Here is a 19,282-nt window from a genome sequence, read left to right on the forward strand (position 1 = left end):
GTGTCCTCCGGTGCTGGTGGTTCGCTCCTCGTACGGTACCGGCGGAGGCTGCGGTGCGGTGCTGGGACGACGCTGGTCATCACATGACTCACTTCGAGCATGACCTACGCCGCTGCCGCTTGGGCCGGGCGGCAGTCCCGGCAGTGGCCCGGTTCCGGGGCACGGAACGCGCGGTCGCACCCGTCGCAGTTCTGGAGGGGTCGGGGCGGGCGGCCTCCGGCCGGGTGGGCAGGGGTGGGGGCAGGAGGGCGATGAGGCGGTGGGCCAGGAAGCCCGCTGGGTGACGTACGCCTTCCCGTGGCAGCCCTGCCGCGAGAGTTCGCTGTACGTCGTCCGGGGCGACGCCTCGCTCCAGCCAGGCGGCGATGGCAGGAGCGAGACGGCGTACGTCGGCCTCGGCGAGGTGGAGACGGAGGTCGTGTACGCGAAGGCGCGCCAGGACATCGCGGGCGGTGCGGTGGGTGGGCAGGTCGGGGGTGTCCGGGGCGGGAGTCGGCGTCGCCGCGGCAGGTTGTTCCGGCTCCATGAGGTCCCCGGCAGGTTGTTCCGGTTCCTTGGGGTCCGGGGCCGGTTCGCGGCGGGGCGCGGGGGCCGAACAGGCCGTACGTGTCTGGGGCTTGTTGTACGAGATCGTGCGGGTCACGATCCGCCCGGACGGCATTCGCTCCTTGGTGCGCGACAGGTAGCCGTGCTGCTCCAGCTCCCGCAGGGCGGCGGCGATCCGCGCCTCGCCCGCAGGCGCGTTAAAGTGCTGCTCAGTCACCGGGAAGTTATGCCTTCCTGAATGATCAGGCCCTCGTTCGGGATTGCAGTCCCGGCGGGGGCCGATTCATGTGTGCGGTTGGTGTCGGGAGCGACGCTGCCCGACCAAATCACCTTCGCGCCAGCCGAATTGACCGTGATCACCCGGCCGAGTGACCAGGGGTGCGGTGGATGACGGTCTGGGCGGGGCGGGGTTGGTTCTTTCGTCGGTTCTTTACTCCTTTGGCGTCGGGCCCGACCGGGTCACTGGTCCACGCGACCCGGCGTCAGTTCGGCCCACCCCGTCTTACCGTTCGCCGGCGCCTCATCCACGCCCCAGCGGTCCGAGTACGCCTCCACCAACCGCAGCCCCCTACCCGATTCCGCGTCTCCCGGCACTGGGTCCGGGAGACGCGGCGCCCGGTCGCCACGGGCGTCGGTCACCTCGATGCAGAGCATGCCGACCGCGTCGAGCCGCAACGTCGGCCTGAAGTCCCGTCCCGGTACGCGCCCGTGCAGCACAGCGTTCGCCGCGAGTTCGGCCACGACGTGCTCGGCGGCGTCGGATGGTTCGCCCCAGTCGGCGAGTTGACGTTCCGTGAGCAGGCGGGCAAGACGGGCTCCCCTGCGTGTCGCGGACAACAGCAGGGTGAAGTGCCGTACGGGGGCGGAGGTTTGAGTGATTTCCAGGTTCACATCACTCAGCGTGGCCGCGTAGCGCGCCTGGACGGCGTCACGGGCTGCTCCGGTTCGAGATTCTTCTAGTCGACGTCCGGATCCATCTCGATGGTTCGCTGTAGGTCCCCCAACCTGTCTTGCTGGTAACCCAGATGCCCCCTCACCCGGGCTCGCACAGCCAACGCCCAGGCATAGCCAGGGTTCAACTCGACAGCACGACTGAGGTCGATCAGGGCCTCCTCGTTCCGGCCCAGCTCATGGAGGGACGCTCCACGGCTCGCCAGGGCCGAGGCGTAGTCGGGGGTGAGGGAGACAGCCCGGCTGAGTTCGTCGACAGCCTCTTCGTGGCGTCCCGCAACCCGATAGGCATCACCACGTTCCGACGCGACCCAGGCGGAGTCAGGTGCCAGAAGGGCCGCTCGGTCCAGATCGGCGAATGCCCCGTCCCACTCCCGCCTCACACAGTGCACGCGAGCCCGGCGTACACGCGCCCACAGGTTGCCCTCGTCAAGGCTCAGCGCACGGTTGAAGTCGTCGAGTGCCTTGTCGTACTGCCCGAGCGCGTGTCGGCACACCCCTCTGCAGGCCGGAGCGTTGGAATCGGTCGGGTCGAGAGCGATGGCCCGGTCGAAGTCGACCACGGCTTCCGTGAACCGGCCCGCCATCCGATAGGTCTCACCACGCTCCGCGACGATCCGCGGGGTGTCGGGGGCCAGTTCGTCCGCACGGTTGAAGGCGGCCAGAGCCGCATCCAGATCGTCCAATGCCTGGAAGGTGATGCCACGGCCGTAGTGGGCCATGGCCCAGCCCGTATCAAGCTCGATCGCCCGGTCGTATTCGGCCAGGGCCGCTCTGTGTTCGTCGGCCTTCCGCAGCTCCCGGCCCCTCAACACATGTGCCATCGCCCTGCCTCTGGCGTTCAGCCCAGGCGCGACGAGGAGCAGGTCCATCGCCCGGGTCACCCCGGCCAGGTCGTCGGCCAGCGCCTCGGACAGCCGACGGCCCCAGTCCCGCAAGACCGGGTCATCCGCGGCGCCGCCCGCGTCCACCAGCATCCGTACGCAGCGGCGGCCGACCGCCGGATCCGCGAGGCAGGCCATGACAACGTCCCCCAGCACCCCCGCCAGCGCCGCCCGCGGCCGAGCACACAACTGGTGGTACGCCTCCTCCAGCCGCAGCCCCCACCACGGCTCGTGTTCCCACCCCTCCCCGGGGCGCAGGCCGCTCGCCGCCTCCTCCCTCCAGCCGCCGAACACCTCCGCGAGCCTCTCGTGCCGCTCCGCCCAGCCACGCGGCGAGCGGCGTCGCTGCAGGCGGAGCATCTGCTCGCGTACCAGGTCGTGGTACTGCACCCGGTCGCCGCGATCGTCCACGAACGGCAGCCCGCGCAGCCAGGCGAAGAGCCCCTCGACCTCGGCCTCCGGGCAGTCCACGGCCGCTTGGAACACGTCCGCGTCCAGGCGTCGGGGCAGCGCGCACACGAGTGCCGCCATCCTGCGTGCCGGATCCTGTTCCCACTTCAGGAAACGTTCGACGGCCGTGGCACTGGGGTCGCCTATGTCGTCCGGTTCGGCGGGGCGCTGCTCGGCCAGGGTGGAGACCAGCACCGGCAGCCCACCGGTGAGCCGCAGCACCTCCTCGACCACCGGCTCCGCCATCACCCCCTTGTCGGCCAGCAGCCCGCGTACTTCCGTCTCCGTGAACGGCCCGAGCGGTACCTCCGTGACGAAGTCCGTGAGACCGCCCCAGCGGGCGGGGTCGAGGGGGTGTTGCCCGGCTGTGACCACCACGAGGTTCGCGGGCAGAGCGCCGCCGTACCGGTCCGTGGTCATCACGTCGTGGAGCCAGGCGTCGAGGAAGGGACCCGTCCGCTCGTACGTGTCGAAGACCAGGACCAGCCACGGAACCTGGTCCGCAGTCTCAGCCAGTTCCTTCAGGAGCACGGGGGTCAGGACACGCTCAGGGGACAGAACCAGTTGTACGTCCTCGTGTGTGCGGAACCGGGCACTGAGGCCGGCCCTCAGTCGCTCGGCACCCTGAGCGAGTTGGGCGGGGTCCAGAGCTCCCGCGAAGGCACCGACTCCCGGCACCAGGCCGAGTCCCACCAGACCGGCACGGGCCGCCGCCATGCTCGCGGCCGACGGCTCCCCGTCCCCGGGGCCGGCATCCACGACGGCCGCCGCTTCATGCCGCCGCTCCCGGTGGCTGGTCAACAGCCGCTCCAGTTCCTTGAAGCGGTGGCCCTGGCGCGCGAAGTGCTCCGCGATGGCCGCCATCGCCTCCGGCAGACTGCCGACCGACTCGTCGACGCACGCCGTCAACGCCCCGCGCTCCCGCGCGACCTGCTCCAACTCCCTTACCAGGAAGCTTTTTCCGACCCCCGCGTTCCCGTGCACATGGAACAGGAACCGGTGCCGCTCATCCTCCGGCGGCAGTTCCAGGTTCTCCCGGAACGCGGCACGCTCCGCCCCCCGTCCGACGAACCCGCGCCGCGTGCGGCCCGTGATCAGCTCCCGCATCGAAGGCCGCGCCCGCACCATCCGCCCGTCTCCTCCGCGTCACCTGCCCGGACCGGGTTCCAGTCTGACCCAACGCACCTGAGGAGGCATGGTTGTCGACCGTCCCGCGGGGCCATATTGGGATCATGCCTGTAACCAGAACCCCCCACACCACTGTCCTCCACCTCACCTCCACCCTCCTCACGGCCACGGTGGCCCTCTACATAACCCTCGTCGCCTTCGGCAACATCACGGACTTCGGCACCAACCAGCTGTTCGTCCGCCATGTCCTCGCGATGGACACGACGTTCAAGGACGACGACCTGATGTGGCGGGCCATCACGTCACACGCCTGGCAGGACGCGGTGTACGTCGCGATCATCGCCTGGGAGACGACCGCCGCCCTCGTCCTCATCGCCGGCACGTATCTCTGGGCCCGCCGCGACGACACCCGCGCCCGCTCCGTCTCCACCCTCGGCCTCCTGATGCTCCTGCTCCTGTTCGGCGCCGGTTTCATCGGTGTCGGCGGCGAGTGGTTCTCCATGTGGCAGTCGGGGGACTGGAACGGGCTGGACGCGGCGATGCGGGTGTTTCTGCTGAGCGGGGTCGTGCTGGTGGTCATTCATCTGCTGCCGTCCGCGGCGGACGCGCGGGGAAGCCGGGCGGGGAACTCCGGCTGACGGTCGTACGTAGCAGTCCGGCTCACGGCCGTACGTAACAGTCCGGCTGGCCGTCGTCCGTAACAGGTGGCCTCGCTCACGTAAGCAGGTTGAGCGAGGCACCAGTTACTGGAATCGCAACCAATGGGACTTTCACCCTCCCGGGGCGGTACGCAGCTCTTACCTGACCCTCAGGGTGCTCATATATTCGATCGCTAAATTGCCGCCACCTGTACATGACCGTCTTTGCAACCCCACGAGAGACACTCCCCCAAATGAAAGAGGGGTTCGATGTCTGGCCGTCTACTGGTGGCCGCGGCAGCAGCAGCCGTGCTCGTAGCGGGAGCGTGCGTGGTGGGACTGACCAGGGCGCCCGCCACCAACGCACTGGACAACGGCTTGGCTCTCACCCCGCAGATGGGGTTCAACAACTGGAATTCCACCCAATGCACCTCGACATTCAACGAAGAGATGATCGAGGGCATAGCGGATCTTTTCGTCTCGTCCGGTCTCAAAGCTGCCGGATACGAATACGTGAATCTTGACGACTGCTGGGCGCTTCCCACGCGCGACGCCAACGGCAACCTCGTGGCCGATCCGGTGCGCTTCCCGAACGGCATCAAGGCCGTCGCCGACTATGTGCACTCCAAGGGCCTGAAGTTCGGCCTCTACTCCAGTGCCGGGACCAAGACCTGCAACGACGTGGCCGGGTTCCCCGGTTCGCTCGGCCATGAGCAGCAGGACGCCGACCTGTGGGCTTCCTGGGGCGTCGACTACCTGAAGTACGACAACTGCAACAACGACGGATCGAGCGCCCAGCAGCGCTACACCACGATGCGCGACGCCCTGCTGGCCACCGGACGGCCGATCCTGTACGCCATCTGCGAATGGGGCGAGAGCGACCCCTGGACCTGGGCCGCGCCGGTGGGCAACTCCTGGCGCACCACCCTCGATGTCACCGACACCTACAGCAGCCTGCTGTCGATCTACAAGGCGAACATCCGGCTCGGCAAGGACGCGGGGCCCGGCGGATGGAACGACCCCGACATGCTGGAGATCGGCAATGGGGGCATGACCGACATCGAGTACCGCTCCCAGTTCAGCCTCTGGTCGATGATGGCGGCGCCTCTGATCATCGGCACCGACCTCCGGAAGGCGACCCCCGCCACGATGGAGATCCTGGGCAACTCCGATGTCATAGCCGTCGATCAGGACCCGCTCGGGGCGCAGGGCACCGAGATCAGCTCGTCGAACGGCCTGCACGTCATCACCAAGCCGCTGGAGAACGGCGACCGGGCCGTCGCATTGTTCAACGAGACCGACGCGGCGACGACGATCAGCACCACGGCCTCGGCCGTCGGCCTGTCCAAGGCCTCCGGTTACACGATCGAGGATCTGTGGGCAGGCACGAGTGCCGAGTCCGCGGGTGGGATCAGCGCCGTCGTGCCGCCGCACGGGACCGCGATGTTCCGCGTCCAGGCGGGCGGCGACTAGCAGATCTTGCCGCCCGCCGTGCACACCGGCATCGAGTAGCCCGCTCGCTTCGCGGGCGCGCCGCCGCTGGTCGAGGCCGGTGCGACCGCCACGGTGACCACCGTCACCGGCAACGACGGTGTCCAGCCCGCGCGTGACGGAAGCGTCAGCTGACCGGCCCCGAGGGCTGGACCGTCAGGGCCACCAGTGGGTCGCCACGTCCAACGGCTCCGGTCCGGTCCGGTGGAACGCAACACCAGCAACGGCGGTTCCGCCGCGGGCGACGGCGGGCCGATCACCCTGAACGGGCATACGTTCGCCAAAGGGCTGGGTACGTTCGCTCCCAGCGAGGTCAGCTACTACCTGGGCAGCAGGTGCTCGACCCTGGAAAGTACCGTCGGGGGCAAGCCTGCTGAAGCTCGTGGTCACCGACGCCGGTGACGCCAAGATCGGCGACAACGGGGTCTGGGCCGGCGCCGAGGTCACCTGCGCGTGATCCGGCCGCGCCGCGTGGGACCACCGGGCCATGCCTCGGGGGCCCGCGGCGGAGCACGGACGCCCAAGGGCCGGGGGGCCCCCCCCGGGCCCAAAACCCGGCGGCCCCCCCCCCCGCACGGGGCCCGCCGGGGCCGGCCCCCCCCGGGGCGCCCCCCCCCCCCCCCCACCGCCCCCCCCGCCCCGCCCCCGCCCCCCCCGGGGCCGCCCCCCCGCCCGCTCACAACCGGGGGGGCCCCCGGCCCCAGTTCAGTGCTCCGTCGGGCTCAGCACAGGCAGGGCTCGACGCCCGAGCCCATTTGTCTGATGCTGCTGTCATTCAAGACGCCGCTGAACGCGTGGACTTCGTCGACGTCGCCGTGGAGGTACTCGCCCCAGCCGTCGCCGACGCGGGCCCTGCCCACCTGGAGCGGGCCGGAGCTGTGCCAGCCGTTCGGGAAGGTGGCGGTGGCCCCCGCATTGGTCCAGCCGTCCAGGTAGAGCTTGATCTGATCGGTGGCGTCGTCGTAGACGACCGCGAGCGACGGGCCGCAGGAGAGTAGCAACGGCCGGTGATCAGTTCCGAGTGAGTTTTCGGCTTCTTCGCGATCAGGCCAACGGCGTTCGTCCCGCTGCTCTCAGTCCAACACCGGCAACAACTCCGGCAGATGACCGTCCGAGGCCGCCGCAGCCTCCTGCCGCTCCTCGGACACCTCCCCGTAGAACGTCGTACGCGGCTTCGCCGGGCGGCCCGCCGCCTCCGCCACCGCGACGAGTTCCTTGACGGACTTGTACGAGCCGTAGGACGAGCCCGCCATGCGGGAGATGGTCTCTTCCATCAGGGTGCCGCCGAGGTCGTTGGCGCCGGAGCGGAGCATCTCGGCGGCGCCCTCGGTGCCGAGCTTCACCCAGCTGGTCTGGATGTTGGGGATGTGCGGGTGGAGCAGCAACCGAGCCATGGCGATGACCGCGCGGTTGTCCCGCATGGTCGGACCCGGGCGGGCGATCCCCGCCAGGTACACGGGCGCGTTGGTGTGGATGAAGGGCAGGGTCACGAACTCCGTGAAGCCGCCGGTCTGTTGCTGGATGCGGGAGAGCGTGCGGAAGTGGCCGAGCCAGTGGCGGGGCTGGTCCACGTGGCCGTACATCATCGTGGAGGAGGAACGGATGCCCAGTTCGTGGGCCGTCGTGACAACCTCGATCCAGGTGGCCGTGGGGAGCTTGCCCTTCGTCAGGACCCAGCGGACCTCGTCGTCGAGGATCTCGGCGGCGGTGCCGGGGATGGAGTCGAGGCCCGCCTCCTTGGCGGCCGAGAGCCACTCGCGGATGGACATGCCGGTGCGGGTCGCGCCGTTCACCACCTCCATCGGGGAGAAGGCGTGCACATGCATGCCGGGGACGCGTTCCTTCACCGCCCGCGCGATGTCGAAGTAGGCGGTGCCGGGCAGGTCGGGGTGGATCCCGCCCTGCATGCAGACCTCAACAGCCCCGACTTCCCAGGCCTGTTGGGCGCGGTCGGCGACCTGGTCGAGCGACAACGTGTACGCGTCCGCGTCCGTACGGCGCTGCGCGAAGGCGCAGAAGCGGCAGCCCGTGTAGCAGACGTTGGTGAAGTTGATGTTCCTGGTGACGATGTAGGTGACGTCGTCGCCCACCGCCGACTTCCGCACGTCGTCCGCGATCCGCGTCAGCGCGTCCAGCGCCGGGCCGTCCGCGTGCAGCAGCGCCAGCGCCTCGTCGTCGGTGAGGCGGGTCGGGTCGTCGGCGGCCGTCGCGAGCGCGGCCCGTACGTCCGTGTCGATCCGCGACGGCACCATCCCGGGCGCCGCCGCCTCCCGCAGCGACTCCCAGTCGCCGTAGACGTGGTCGAAGTCCTCGCGGCGGTCGCCGGTGCGGCCCTCGGTGTCGATCGACGCGTGCAGATCCGTACGCCCCGACGACGTGAACACCTCCTCGGGCTCCTGCCACGGGTGCCCCTCGACGACGGCGTCCGCACGCGCCAGCCCCGACTCCGGGTCCGCGAGCGCCCGTACGTGCGGCAGCAGCCGCGGGTCCAGCCACGGCTCGCCGCGCTGCACGAACTCGGGGTAGACACAGAGGCGTTCGCGCAGTTCGAAGCCGACGGCCGCGGACTCCGCGGTCAGCAGGTCGATCTGCGGCCACGGCCGCTCCGGGTTCACATGGTCGATGGTCAGCGGCGAGACCCCGCCCCAGTCGTCGATCCCCGCGCCGATCAGCCGCCCGTACTCGGAGTCCACCAGGTTCGGCGGCGCCTGGAGGCAGGCGGCGGGGCCCATGATGTGCCGGGCCACCGCGACCGTGGCGACCAGCTCGTCCAGCTCGGCGTCCGGCATACCGCGCATCGCCGTGTCCGGCTTGGCGCGGAAGTTCTGGATGATCAGTTCCTGGATGCCGTGGTAGGCGCGGGCGATGCGCCGCAGCGCGAACAGCGAGTCCGCGCGCTCCTCGTACGACTCCCCGATCCCGATCAGGATCCCACTGGTGAAGGGGACGGAGGAACGGCCGGCGTCCTCCAGCACCCGCAGCCGTACGGCGGGCTCCTTGTCCGGCGAGCCGTGGTGCGGGCCGCCCGGCTCGGACCACAGCCGGGTCGCGGTGGTCTCCAGCATCATGCCCATCGACGGGGCGACCGGCTTCAGCCGCTGGAAGTCCGTCCACGACATCACCCCGGGGTTGAGGTGCGGGAGAAGCCCCGTCTCCTCCAGGATGCGGATCGAGATGGCCCGTACGTACGCGATCGTGTCGTCGTACCCGTGCGCGTCCAGCCACTCGCGCGCCTCGGGCCAGCGGTCCTCGGGCTTGTCGCCGAGGGTGATCAGCGCTTCCTTGCAGCCGAGTTCGGCGCCGCGGCGGGCGATGTCGAGGACCTCGTCCGGGGACATGAACATCCCATGGCCGGCCCGGCGCAGCTTGCCGGGCACGGTGACGAAGGTGCAGTAGTGGCATTTGTCCCGGCACAGGCGGGTGAGCGGGATGAAGACGCTCTTGGAGTACGTGATGACGCCGAGCCGGCCGGCCGCCGCCAGGCCCGCGTCGCGCACCCGGGCGGCGGACGCGGTGAGGTCGTCGAGATCGGCGCCGCGGGCCTGGAGCAGCACCGCGGCTTCGGTGACGTCGAGGGCGACGCCCTCACGGGCACGTTTGAGGGCGCGACGCATGGAGTTCTCGGTCGGGCCGGTTCCAGAGGTCGCGGAAGTCGTCATCCTTCGAGCATACGATCGCCGTGATCAGGGACCACAGGACACAGGCGTATTCCTCCGGTGGGGCAAGCCGTTACGGACAAACTGGCACCGGCACGGGAAACTCCGCACGCCTCGCACGCCACGCCTGCCCGCCACGCCCGCACGCCTCGCCCGTCAGGCACGCCGCCTGCGTCCAAGCGAAAGCTGTCGGGACCAGCGGCACGGGCAGACGCGCTCTGATCGTGACGGGAGCGGCTGCCGCGCTTACGTTGGGAAGCGTGACCTTCTCTGCGGGCTATGGCGCGGAAGCAGCGGGCGAGCTGGAGACGAGGTCGGTGCGCGGCACGCTGCCCGCCGGCTCGCCGGACTTCGTGTACCTCCCCGTCGAAGTTCCGGCGGGCGTACGGGAGTTCAAGGTCTCGTACGCCTACGACCGGCCGCCCGTCCCGGCGGGCACGCAGGGCAACGCCCTCGACATCGGCGTCTTCGACGAACGCGGCACCGAACTGGGCGGCAAGGGCTTCCGCGGCTGGTCGGGCGGGGCCCGCTCGGAGTTCTTCGTCCGCGCGGACGACGCGACGCCGGGCTATCTCCCGGGGCCGGTCCGCGAGGGCACCTGGCACATCGCCCTCGCCCCGTACACGGTGGCGCCGCAGGGCCTGCCGTACGAGATCACGATCACGCTCACGTACGGCGAACCGAGCCCCGCCGTACAGCCGGTGTACCCGCCCGCGCGGGCGAAGGGCAGGGGCCGCGCCTGGTACCGCGGCGACTGCCATCTGCACTCCTGGTACTCGGACGGCCGCCGCACCCCGGCCGAGATCGCGTCCCTCGCGCGCGCCGCGGGCCTGGACTTCATCAACTCCTCCGAGCACAACACCACTTCCGCGCACGCCCATTGGGCGGACCAGGCGGGTCCTCATCCCGACGGCGAACTGCTGGTCCTGCTCGGTGAGGAGGTCACGACCCGCAACGGTCACGTCCTCGCCCTCGGCACCGACCCCGGCACCTTCATCGACTGGCGCTATCGCGCCCGCGACGACCGTTTCGGCAAGTACGCCCGGGAGATCCGCCGCTCGGGCGGCCTGGTCGTGCCCGCCCACCCGCACGCCACCTGCATCGGCTGCAACTGGAAGTTCGGCTTCGGGGAGGCGGACGCGGTCGAGGTGTGGAACGGCGCGTACGGCCCCGACGACGAGGTGGCCCTCGCGGACTGGGACGGCATGCTGGTGGCAGCCGTGCGGGAGGGCCGCGGCTGGATCCCGGCCATGGGCAACAGCGACGCCCACCGCGACCCCGACCCGGTCGGCCGCCCGCAGACCGTCGTCCTCGCCGACGACCTGACCCGCGAGGCCATCCAGGACGGCATCCGGGCAGGCCGCTCGTACGTGGCCGAGTCGGCGGCCGTGTCACTCGCCTTCTCGGCCGCCGGGGCGAAGGGGGAGCACGCGGGCATCGGCGAGCGGCTGAAGGTGGACAAGAACACCCCGGTCACGGTCCGCCTGGAGGCCACCGGCGCACCCCGCTGCACGGTCCGTTTCGTCACCGACCAGGGCGTCCTGTTCACCAGCGACCCGCTGCCGGTGGACGGCTCCGGCACGGTCGAATGGCGTACGACGGCTTCGTACGCGGCGTACGTACGGGCCGAGCTGCGCCACGAGGCGGTGCTCGCGCCGCTGCCGGGGGCGCTGGCGGCGTTCACGAATCCGATCTTTCTGGGGCGCTGATTTGGCTGAATTTCTGGCGCGTTGACTTGGCGGTGTGAGGAGGTGGCGGGAGCATGCGGTCCCGGTCTCAGTCCCGGTTGCGGTCCCGGTTGCGGTCCTGGTCTCAGTCCCGGTCTCGGTTGCGGTTGCGGTTGCAGTCCCGGTCTCAGTCCCGGTCTCGGTCTCGGTCTCGGCGGGAGGTGCTGGCTGCGGGGGCCGCTGTCGTCGCGCTGAGCGGGTGCGGCGGCGGTTCGGAGGAACGGCGACCAGTGCCTCGTACGACCTCGACCTCACCCTCGCCTTCCTCTGCTGCTCCTCCCTCTGCCCGGCTGCCGCTCGTGCTCGCCGTCCATCCGTCGCGGGCCGTCGGGCTGTCCGCGAGCCGCGGTCTGCTGGGGGACGTACGGTCCGGGCGGCGGCTGACGTGGGAGCAGTTGGGCGGCACAGGTGGCGTCGCGCGGGTGGTGCGCGGACGGCACGGGGCGGACTCCGGTGCCGCCGGTGCCGCCGACGCTTCCGACGCGGCCGCGGTTCTGGACGTACAGCGCGACCCCGACACCGTGGCCGTGGTGCGGGCGGACGCGCTGGGCCCGGGGGTGGCGGCGCTGCCTGTCGACGGGCGTGACCCGGTCGGCGACCCGCGCGGCTACCCCGTACAGGTCGGTGCGGACGCGGGCCCGCGCGCGGTCGCCACCACCCTCTGGACCGGCGACATCATGCTGGGCCGGCGGGTCGGCAAGGAGATCGCCGCGTCCGGCGACCCGACGCTCCCCTTCGCCCGGACCGCACGCCGGCTCGCGGCCGCCGACCTGACCGTCGGGAACCTGGAGTGCACGCTGTCCCGGGCCGGACCTGCCACCCAGGGAGACGACTCCTTCGCCGCCGACCCCGCCGCCCTCTCCGGCCTGCGCGAGGCCGGGTTCGACGTCCTGCTCCTTGCCAACAACCACCTCGGCGACTTCGGCGCGGAGGCCTTGCGGAGCACGGTGAGCAGCGCCCGGTCCGCCGGGTTCACGACCGTCGGCGCGGGCGAGGACCTGGCCGCCGCCCGCGAACCGGCGATCGTCCGCGTGGGAGCCGTACGCTTCGGCATCCTCGCCTTCAACGCGATCGGCGAGACCCCGGCGGCGGGACCCGCGAGCGCGGGCGCGGTCCAGTTGCGGATGCCGCCGCGCACCGGTCCCCTCTCCGCCGCCGACCTGGCCGCGTTGGAGGCCTCGGTCCGGGCCCTGCGCGCCCGCGCCGACGTGGTGGTCGTCTGCCCGCACTGGGGTGAGCAGTACACCCACACTCCGGTCGCCGCCCAGCACACGGTGGCCCGCCGGCTGGTCGACGCGGGCGCCGACGCGATCATCGCCTCGCATCCGCACTGGGTGCAGGGCATGGAGCTGTACGAGGGCGCGCTGATCGCCCACTCGCTGGGCAACTTCGTCTTCGACATGACGTTCTCCCGCGAGGTCCAGCAGGGCGTGGTCCTGGAGCTGGTCTTCTGGGGCGCGAAGGCGATGGCGGCCCGGCTGCTGCCGGTGCGGATCGGGGACGGGGGTGTGCCCTCTTTCCTGGGGGCCGGGAGCGCGGAGGGCCGCGAGATCCTGGCCGACGTGTGGGGGACGAGCGGCGCGCCCTTCGCGGCGGGCTGAGCCCGGCCCTGGCTAGCCGTCGCTGTCGAAGGCGATGTGCAGATGGTCCCGGTGGACCCGGTCCGAGAAGAAGCCGGGGAGGCCGAGCTGCCGGGGCCCGCCCACGTTGTACGCCCCCGCCTTCGCCGCCGCCCGCATGAAGCCGTCGATGAGCGCGTCGGAGGTCGCCGGGTCGATCACCGTGTGCCCGTCGACGGCCCACACGTCGAAGGCGCGCATACGGGTGTGGTCGCTGAGCCGGTCGGTGCCGAAGACGTTGCGCGGGTGACCGGTATGGACGACGCTCACGTCGATCTCGTACGTCTCCGCCAGCGTCAGCAGCGCCCGCAGCGGCTTGGGGCGCAACTGCCCGGCCCTGACGTCGGCTTCGGCGGCGGGCGGCAGCCGGATCCGCTCGTGCGCGACGACCTGCTCGATCAGCGTGCCGGGCCGGGCGAGCGGTTTCGCGGTGCGGGACGGGTACAGGTCGCTGACCTGCCAACCGGACGCCGCCGTCCGCGTCAGCCGTACGTCGACGGTCGGCCCGCCGTCCTGCACCGTCCCGTCCGCGGTCCTCCCCCACTGCCGGAGCGCGACCAGGACACTGGCCCGCGCGCTCAGCAGTCCTCCGTACTGGGCGGCGATCACACGGACGGTGGCCTCGGACCCGGCGTCGAGCAGGGGTTGGGCCTGCGCGACGAGGTCCGGGACGGAACCGGCGGCCACGTCCTGCACCTCGGCCCGCTCCGTCGCCGGGGCGGCTCCCTGCTGCCCGCGCGGCCAAGTGCCAAGTGCTTCCAGGAGTCGTACGGCCGCCTGTTTGGCCTGGGGTTCGACCTCCGTACGGACGAGGGGCCAAGGGGAGGCGGACGGGAGGGGCTCCGGCGGGGGCGACGAGGGGGACGTACTGGAGGAGCTGGTACGAGGTGAACTGGCGGTCGGTGCCGGCTCCTTGCCCCCGCCCTCGCCTTCGCCCATGCAGCCGACCAGTCCGAGCCCGGCCGCGGCCGCGCCCAGCAGCAGGGTCCGCCTGGCTGGCTCGCTCACCCCACCAGGATCACAGCGTGTGGGGCCGCGCTGTCAAGACGGTCTCCGTATGCGCATCGCTCGGACCGTGTCCCGGAGCTGGCACACGGAGAGCCGACCGGTGGGCGAAAGGACTCCGACGAGGAGTTCAAGGCACGCGCCCGGCCCCGAAGGCCGAGACGCACGAGCAGGTGGCGAACCGCCTGTTCCTTTGTAGCGTCGCGGCCCGCACGCTGCACCGGGGCATGCCCTGCTGGGCATCAGGACGCCCGAGCGGCTCTGACTTCCTGGACCACCCGCTGAGGCCCGTCTTCTTCGCGCACCAGACGACGGGCCTCAGGAGGTTCGTGGGGCGGCCCAGCCGTCAGATCGCGTTGGCGAACCGCTTGAACGCGTCCTTGGTTCCGTCGCCGGCAATACCGTCGAGCGGGCCGTCGTAGTCGTAGTTCCGCAGCAGCCTCTGCAGCGCCGTGATCGTCTTGGGGCCGACGATTCCGTCGATCTCGCCGGTGTAGCCCCAGTACTTGGTCAGGCAGCGCTGGAACGCCTTCCAGCTGTTGGTGCCGAGGTAGCCGTCGATCTCGCCGGTGTAGCCCCAGTACGCCGCCAGCCAGCGCTGGACGTTCTTAGCCTCTGCCACGGTCAGCCCCAGGTTGACCACCGCGAGCGGCGCGACAGCCTCGGCACTCACCGCCTGCTGCTGGGCCGGCGCGGGAGCCGCCGTGGCCGTGGCCGCGGTGGCCAGGCCGCCGGCGGCGATCCCGATCGCGGCGGTGACACTGACGAGTGCCTTCGTGAGAGCTCGCATGCTGTTTCCTCCGTTGACGTGCGATGAGTGGAACCGACCGCACCGGCCGACTCCGCAACGAGACTGCGGGTTCGGCGCGCCGCGCAGCCACAGTTGACGAAGAAGTGGCGTCGTCCCGGGACGTCCCACTCGCTGACCTGCTGGGACGTTGCCCACTGAGTCCGTACGGCGGGACGACCGCGAGCGGGGATGGCCGGTTCCGCACGGGCGCGTGGTCACCGTTCCGTGAGCGCCGTGACGGCTGATGCAGAATGAAACCGGGACACGGGGGGCCGGACAGCGGTCCCTGACGCGAGCGGGGGAAACATGTCGCGTTGGAAAGAGCTGCCTGCTGAACTGCATCCGCACGTCCGCCAGTTGATCGTGCGATTGCGCAAACTGAAGGACCACGGCGAACTGAGCACGCGGCAACTGGCCGCGAAGACCGGGTACAGCGCGAGGTCGTGGCAGCGGTATCTGAACGGCAGGTCGCTGCCGCCCCGGGAGGCCGTCGAGGCGGTGGCCCGCATCAGCGGTGACGATCCCGCCCGGCTGCTGGTGCTGCACGAGATCGCCGCCGAGCACTGGGCGGAGGGCCGCGTGGTCACCGCCAGTGCCACGGAGAGCGCCCCAGCGACACCGGCACACCCGCCCACGGAGCGGCATCCGTACGGGCGTTACCTGCGCGTCGCGGTGCCGGCCGGAGCGGTGGCCCTGGTGCTGTCCCTCTCCGCGGCGCTCCTGCTGGCCGTGCGGCTCGCCGACGCCCGCAGCCAGCTCGCGGACATCCGCGCCCGTACGGTCGCGGCCCCGGCCATCGTGTCGGAGACCTCGGTGCCGGTCATTTACTCCTGCCGGCTGGAGCAGAGTGACGGCCTCTGGTACGCGGGCCTGAGCCGTACCACGGACGCCATCCTGGCCTACACCTACATGGGCCCGGAAGTGGCCGAGGCGCAGTGCCTGCTGCGCCGGGCGGGCATCTCGCCGGGGGACATCGACGGCGTCTTCGGCCCGAAGACACAGAGCGCGGTCGAGCGCATCCAGACACGGGACGGGCTGGTCGTGGACGGTGTCATCGGCCCGCACACCTGGAAGGCCCTACGGGAAGCGGCGCCCAAGTGACCGCGGAACACACCCGGCTGACCGCGGCGCTGCGGGAATTGCGAGCCCGTACGGGGCTGAGTCTGGCGGCGCTGTCGGAGCGGACGGCGTACAGCAAGTCCTCATGGGAGCGATACCTCAACGGCAAGAGCCTGCCCCCTCGTCAGGCCGTACAGGACCTGTGCCGGGTCGCGAACGAGCCGGACGGGCGGCTGTCGGCCCTGTGGGAGATCGCCGAGTCGGACTGGAGCGGACGCGCGGCGGTCCTCGCCCCTGCCGCCGACGAGCCGCGGCCACAGCCGCAGGAACCGTCCCGGCCCGCCGAGACCGGGCGGCCACGCCGCCGCAGACGCCGGCTCACAGTGGTGCTGGCGTCGGTGTACGCCACGCTCGTCGGCGGCGTGGCAATGGTGCTCTTCCTGCTGCCGGACCGGGATGCCCCGGAGGACGAACCGCTGGCGGCCTCCGCCCCGTCCTCTCTCGCCCCCCAATGCCAGGGAGCCGCCTGCGAGGGCCGGGACCCGATACGCATGGTCTGCGGCTACGCCCCCGACACCCTCACCACATACCGCACCGCCACCGGCGCCCATGTGGAGCTGCGCTACAGCGAGAAGTGCGGCGCGAGCTGGGCCCGAGTGTGGGGGACCCGGATCGGCGACCGGGTGGAGCTCACGGCCGGCGGCCCGACCCACGACGTGCGCATCGAGAACAGGACCGACACGGAAACCTACGTCTACACCGGCATGGCCGCGGCCCACCCCGGCAGCACCGTCCGTGCCTGCTTCCGGCCCGCGTCGGTTGACGGCGAACGGGAGTGCGTCGAGGCCCGCGTGGGCGGAGCCGCCCCCACGACCCGGCCGCCCTCACCTCAGTAGCGTCAGGCCCTCGGACGCGTCGACGCCGAAGTCCTCCGCCGGCACGGGTCTCAACGCCTCCGACTCGCTACTCATCCACGACCTGCGGGTCACGGAAGTAGTACACGACAGTCACGCCCATGCCAGGGGTGTGCGTATAGACGACGGTGATCGCTTCGGCAGAGTCGCGTGCAAGCGGCGTGGTGTACGTGTACTCCACGGAGGGCGGGGGCGCCATCCTGGGATCTCGCGCCCCGCCGTCGGGTCCCGTCCGATGACCGTGAGCGCGTCCCGGACCACTTCCCGCTCCCCCTCCGTGAGGTCTCCGAACGCCTTCTTGGCGGGCTCGGCCTCCTCCAGCGGGATACCGGTCATGTGCCGGAGCCTCCGGCGCGTGCCTCTTCGAGGGCCGCCATGATCTCGGGCGAGTTCCTGATGTGGACGCGGTGCCGATAGGCCCGGACCACGGCTGCGGCGCCCTCGAAATCGTTGGTGGGGGCGGCTCCTATGGCCGCCGCCAACTCGTCCTCGAAGCGCTCCCGGTCACCGGGGAAGCCGTAACGGCTGAGCGCGCCGCGCAGGTCATCCACGGTCCGGATCTCGGGGAGGGGCATCGCTCCCCAGCCGTGCTCGGGCTGTGCGCTCGCGTTCATGGTCTGCTCCTGACGAACGGGCATGGCTCCACCTCCCAGTATGGCGCCGCCAAGGCGGGACGGACATCGCTCGGCAGCCCGCACAGCCCCGCTCACCACGTCGACACCCCGCCCCCGCACTCGGCCCACAGCAGCTTGCCGCCCTTCGACGCGCCCAGTTCGCGCAGCACGGACGCGCCCCACGCGTCGGCGCAGGCCCGTACCAGGTGCAGGCCTCGGCCGTGCTCGGCGGTTTCCGCGGCAGGCGGGGGTACGTCGCCGAAGCCGGGCGGGACCCTTGGGTCGGAGTCCCATACGGCTACCCGTAGCCGGTCCGACTCGGTCGAGAGGACCCGGAGGGCGTATGGGCCACTGGTGTGACAGTGCGAGTTCGTGAGCAGCTCCGCCGCCAACAGCTCTGCCGTGGGGGAGAGTTCGGACATTTCATAGGCTGCCAGAATCAGCCTGAGGGTTCCCCGGGCGATGCCCGGAGCCCGCGGATCGTGCGGAAGTTGCAGGGTGTAGGACCAGGGCGGCGATACGGTTGCCATGGAAGTTTCCGATCACGAGAGGGAGTTGGGGTCGTTGGTCTGCGGAGCCCAGTGACGATGCCGCTCCGTCGAGCGGGGTACTCCCGGGCGGGGCGCCTGGGAACGAAGATAGGGCACGCACAAATAACTTTTGGCGAATCCGGGAAAACTTCGAGAGACTTCGCTCGTGTGAGTGACACACCAACTCGGCGCAGAGCCAGAGGAGTTCACATGCCCCCAAAGCCCTCGGCGTCGGCCCGCCGCATCCGGCTTGCCGTCGAGCTGCGCAAGATGCGCGAACGAGCAGGCATGACGGCAACCGAGGCAGCCCGCACGCTCGGGGTCAGCCAGGGGCAACTCAGTAACATCGAGTCGGCACGGTTCGGCGTCAGCCCCGACCGCCTCAGGGCGATGGCCCGCACGTACACATGCTCGGACCAGGCTTTCGTCGAAGCCCTGGTCGACATCGCGACCGACAAAACGCGTGGCTGGTGGGAGGCGTACCGGGAGGTCCTGCCGTCGGGCCTGCTCGACCTCGCTGAACTGGAGCACAACGCCACCGCCGTGCGCACGGCGTACACCACCCACATCTCGGGGCTGCTCCAAACTCACGACCACGCCCGCGAGATCTTCCGCCACGTGATCCCGGCGCCCACGCCACCGGAGGTCGAGCACCGCGTCTCGCACCGCATCAAGCGGCAGGACGTCATCTACCGGGCAGACCCGATCCCGTACCGGACAGTCATCCACGAAGCGGCCCTGCGCATGCGCGTCGGCGGCCGGGACGTTGCCCGTGCCCAGCTCCAGCACCTGCTCGACATGAGCGAGCGTGAACACATCACCGTACGAGTGGTCCCGTTCGACGTCGGTGCGTTTCCCGGGTCGGGCCAGTCCATCAACTACCTTCACGGTCCCGTCCCCCAGCTCGACACCGCACAACTCGACCAGTTCCACGGCCCCGTACTCCTGGACGCCGAAGCACTCTTGGAGAAGTACCGGAACCTGCTCGACATCGTGGAGGCCACCGCCCTGAGCCCCGAGAAGTCCCGGGACCTGATCCACGCCATCGCCCACGACCTGTGAAGGAGCCCCATGTCCACGCATGACTGGCAGAAGTCGTCCTACTGCCAGGAGGGCGACGCCTGCGTCCACGTCGCCGCCACCGCAGAAACGGTCCGCCTGACCGAAAGCAGCGACCCCGCCGGGGTCATACTCTCGGCCCACGCCGACGCCTTCGCCGCCCTCCTCCGAGCGCTCCAGCAGAACTACTGATCCCACCCGGGCCACCCGGGTCCGCCAAC

19 protein-coding genes and 1 pseudogene are annotated in these 19,282 nt (G+C 70.7%); 10 read left to right on the plus strand and 10 right to left on the minus strand.

What is annotated here, in order from left to right:
- Positions 1–88: 88 nt before the first annotated feature.
- From ACFVKT_RS20820 to ACFVKT_RS20830, 3 genes are all read right to left on the minus strand, one after another.
- Positions 89–763 (minus strand): helix-turn-helix domain-containing protein, encoded by a 675-nt coding sequence (locus tag ACFVKT_RS20820; protein ID WP_385733541.1) that lies wholly within the window; start codon positions 761–763, stop codon positions 89–91.
- A 242-nt stretch (positions 764–1,005) separates the two neighbouring features.
- Positions 1,006–1,437 carry an ATP-binding protein gene (locus ACFVKT_RS20825; RefSeq protein ID WP_385733543.1) on the minus strand — a complete coding sequence of 144 codons (432 nt, stop codon included), beginning with the start codon at positions 1,435–1,437 and terminating at the stop codon, positions 1,006–1,008.
- A gap of 65 nt (positions 1,438–1,502) precedes the next feature.
- Positions 1,503–3,959, minus strand: a complete 2,457-nt coding sequence (locus tag ACFVKT_RS20830; protein WP_385733545.1) for a tetratricopeptide repeat protein — start codon at positions 3,957–3,959, stop codon at positions 1,503–1,505.
- A gap of 104 nt (positions 3,960–4,063) precedes the next feature.
- On the opposite strand from ACFVKT_RS20830, the gene ACFVKT_RS20835 reads away from it, so the two are divergent.
- From ACFVKT_RS20835 to ACFVKT_RS20845, 3 genes are all read left to right on the plus strand, one after another.
- The gene (locus tag ACFVKT_RS20835) at positions 4,064–4,597 is read left to right on the plus strand and encodes a DUF2165 domain-containing protein (RefSeq protein ID WP_385733547.1); all 534 of its coding nucleotides are present in this window, start codon (positions 4,064–4,066) and stop codon (positions 4,595–4,597) included.
- 270 nt (positions 4,598–4,867) lie between these two features.
- Complete coding sequence (locus ACFVKT_RS20840; RefSeq protein WP_385733549.1) at positions 4,868–6,070, plus strand: glycoside hydrolase family 27 protein; 1,203 nt, start codon at positions 4,868–4,870, stop codon at positions 6,068–6,070.
- 222 nt (positions 6,071–6,292) lie between these two features.
- Positions 6,293–6,490: an NPCBM/NEW2 domain-containing protein gene (locus tag ACFVKT_RS20845; RefSeq protein WP_385733551.1), complete on the plus strand. Its 198-nt coding sequence runs from the start codon at positions 6,293–6,295 to the stop codon at positions 6,488–6,490.
- Between the two features lie 320 nt (positions 6,491–6,810).
- Here the strand turns inward: ACFVKT_RS20845 and ACFVKT_RS20850 are convergent, their stop codons facing one another.
- Complete coding sequence (locus ACFVKT_RS20850) at positions 6,811–7,089, minus strand: LamG-like jellyroll fold domain-containing protein (RefSeq protein WP_385733553.1); 279 nt, start codon at positions 7,087–7,089, stop codon at positions 6,811–6,813.
- A gap of 72 nt (positions 7,090–7,161) precedes the next feature.
- Positions 7,162–9,747: a bifunctional FO biosynthesis protein CofGH gene (locus ACFVKT_RS20855; protein WP_385733555.1), complete on the minus strand. Its 2,586-nt coding sequence runs from the start codon at positions 9,745–9,747 to the stop codon at positions 7,162–7,164.
- Between the two features lie 215 nt (positions 9,748–9,962).
- Between ACFVKT_RS20855 and ACFVKT_RS20860 the strand changes: the two genes are divergently transcribed.
- Together ACFVKT_RS20860 and ACFVKT_RS20865 are read left to right on the plus strand one after the other, a co-directional pair.
- Complete coding sequence (locus tag ACFVKT_RS20860; RefSeq protein ID WP_385734210.1) at positions 9,963–11,453, plus strand: CehA/McbA family metallohydrolase; 1,491 nt, start codon at positions 9,963–9,965, stop codon at positions 11,451–11,453.
- Positions 11,454–11,701: 248 nt separating this feature from the next.
- Positions 11,702–13,072, plus strand: a complete 1,371-nt coding sequence (locus tag ACFVKT_RS20865; protein WP_385733557.1) for a CapA family protein — start codon at positions 11,702–11,704, stop codon at positions 13,070–13,072.
- A gap of 12 nt (positions 13,073–13,084) precedes the next feature.
- Here ACFVKT_RS20865 and ACFVKT_RS20870 read toward each other — a convergent pair whose 3' ends face one another.
- Entirely contained in the window at positions 13,085–14,098 is a 1,014-nt protein-coding gene (locus tag ACFVKT_RS20870) for a hypothetical protein (protein WP_385733559.1), read from the minus strand.
- A gap of 140 nt (positions 14,099–14,238) precedes the next feature.
- Here ACFVKT_RS20870 and ACFVKT_RS20875 point away from each other — a divergent pair.
- Positions 14,239–14,360: pseudogene (locus ACFVKT_RS20875) on the plus strand (DALR anticodon-binding domain-containing protein); the annotation flags it as partial.
- An 81-nt stretch (positions 14,361–14,441) separates the two neighbouring features.
- On the opposite strand, the gene ACFVKT_RS20880 reads toward ACFVKT_RS20875, so the two are convergent.
- Complete coding sequence (locus ACFVKT_RS20880) at positions 14,442–14,885, minus strand: peptidoglycan-binding protein (protein WP_385733560.1); 444 nt, start codon at positions 14,883–14,885, stop codon at positions 14,442–14,444.
- A gap of 306 nt (positions 14,886–15,191) precedes the next feature.
- On the opposite strand from ACFVKT_RS20880, the gene ACFVKT_RS20885 reads away from it, so the two are divergent.
- On the plus strand, positions 15,192–15,986 hold the full coding sequence (locus ACFVKT_RS20885) for a peptidoglycan-binding protein (RefSeq protein WP_385733562.1): 795 nt from the start codon (positions 15,192–15,194) through the stop codon (positions 15,984–15,986).
- On the plus strand, positions 15,983–16,840 hold the full coding sequence (locus tag ACFVKT_RS20890) for a DUF2690 domain-containing protein (protein ID WP_385733564.1): 858 nt from the start codon (positions 15,983–15,985) through the stop codon (positions 16,838–16,840). The genes ACFVKT_RS20885 and ACFVKT_RS20890 overlap by 4 nt, the downstream gene beginning before the upstream one ends.
- 67 nt (positions 16,841–16,907) lie before the next feature.
- On the opposite strand, the gene ACFVKT_RS20895 is transcribed toward ACFVKT_RS20890, so the two are convergent.
- From ACFVKT_RS20895 to ACFVKT_RS20905, 3 genes are all read right to left on the minus strand, one after another.
- A complete protein-coding gene (locus tag ACFVKT_RS20895; protein ID WP_385733566.1) occupies positions 16,908–17,057 on the minus strand; it encodes a hypothetical protein in 150 nt (49 codons plus the stop codon).
- Positions 17,058–17,190: 133 nt separating this feature from the next.
- Positions 17,191–17,496 (minus strand): hypothetical protein, encoded by a 306-nt coding sequence (locus ACFVKT_RS20900; protein WP_385733568.1) that lies wholly within the window; start codon positions 17,494–17,496, stop codon positions 17,191–17,193.
- A 68-nt stretch (positions 17,497–17,564) separates the two neighbouring features.
- Positions 17,565–18,002, minus strand: a complete 438-nt coding sequence (locus ACFVKT_RS20905; RefSeq protein WP_385733570.1) for an ATP-binding protein — start codon at positions 18,000–18,002, stop codon at positions 17,565–17,567.
- A gap of 210 nt (positions 18,003–18,212) precedes the next feature.
- Between ACFVKT_RS20905 and ACFVKT_RS20910 the strand changes: the two genes are divergently transcribed.
- The gene (locus tag ACFVKT_RS20910) at positions 18,213–19,064 is read left to right on the plus strand and encodes a helix-turn-helix transcriptional regulator (RefSeq protein WP_384381879.1); all 852 of its coding nucleotides are present in this window, start codon (positions 18,213–18,215) and stop codon (positions 19,062–19,064) included.
- Positions 19,065–19,073: 9 nt separating this feature from the next.
- Entirely contained in the window at positions 19,074–19,253 is a 180-nt protein-coding gene (locus ACFVKT_RS20915) for a DUF397 domain-containing protein (RefSeq protein WP_385733572.1), read from the plus strand.
- Positions 19,254–19,282: the final 29 nt, after the last annotated feature.

This window comes from Streptomyces sp. NPDC127595, assembly GCF_042671685.1.
Lineage (GTDB): Bacteria > Actinomycetota > Actinomycetes > Streptomycetales > Streptomycetaceae > Streptomyces.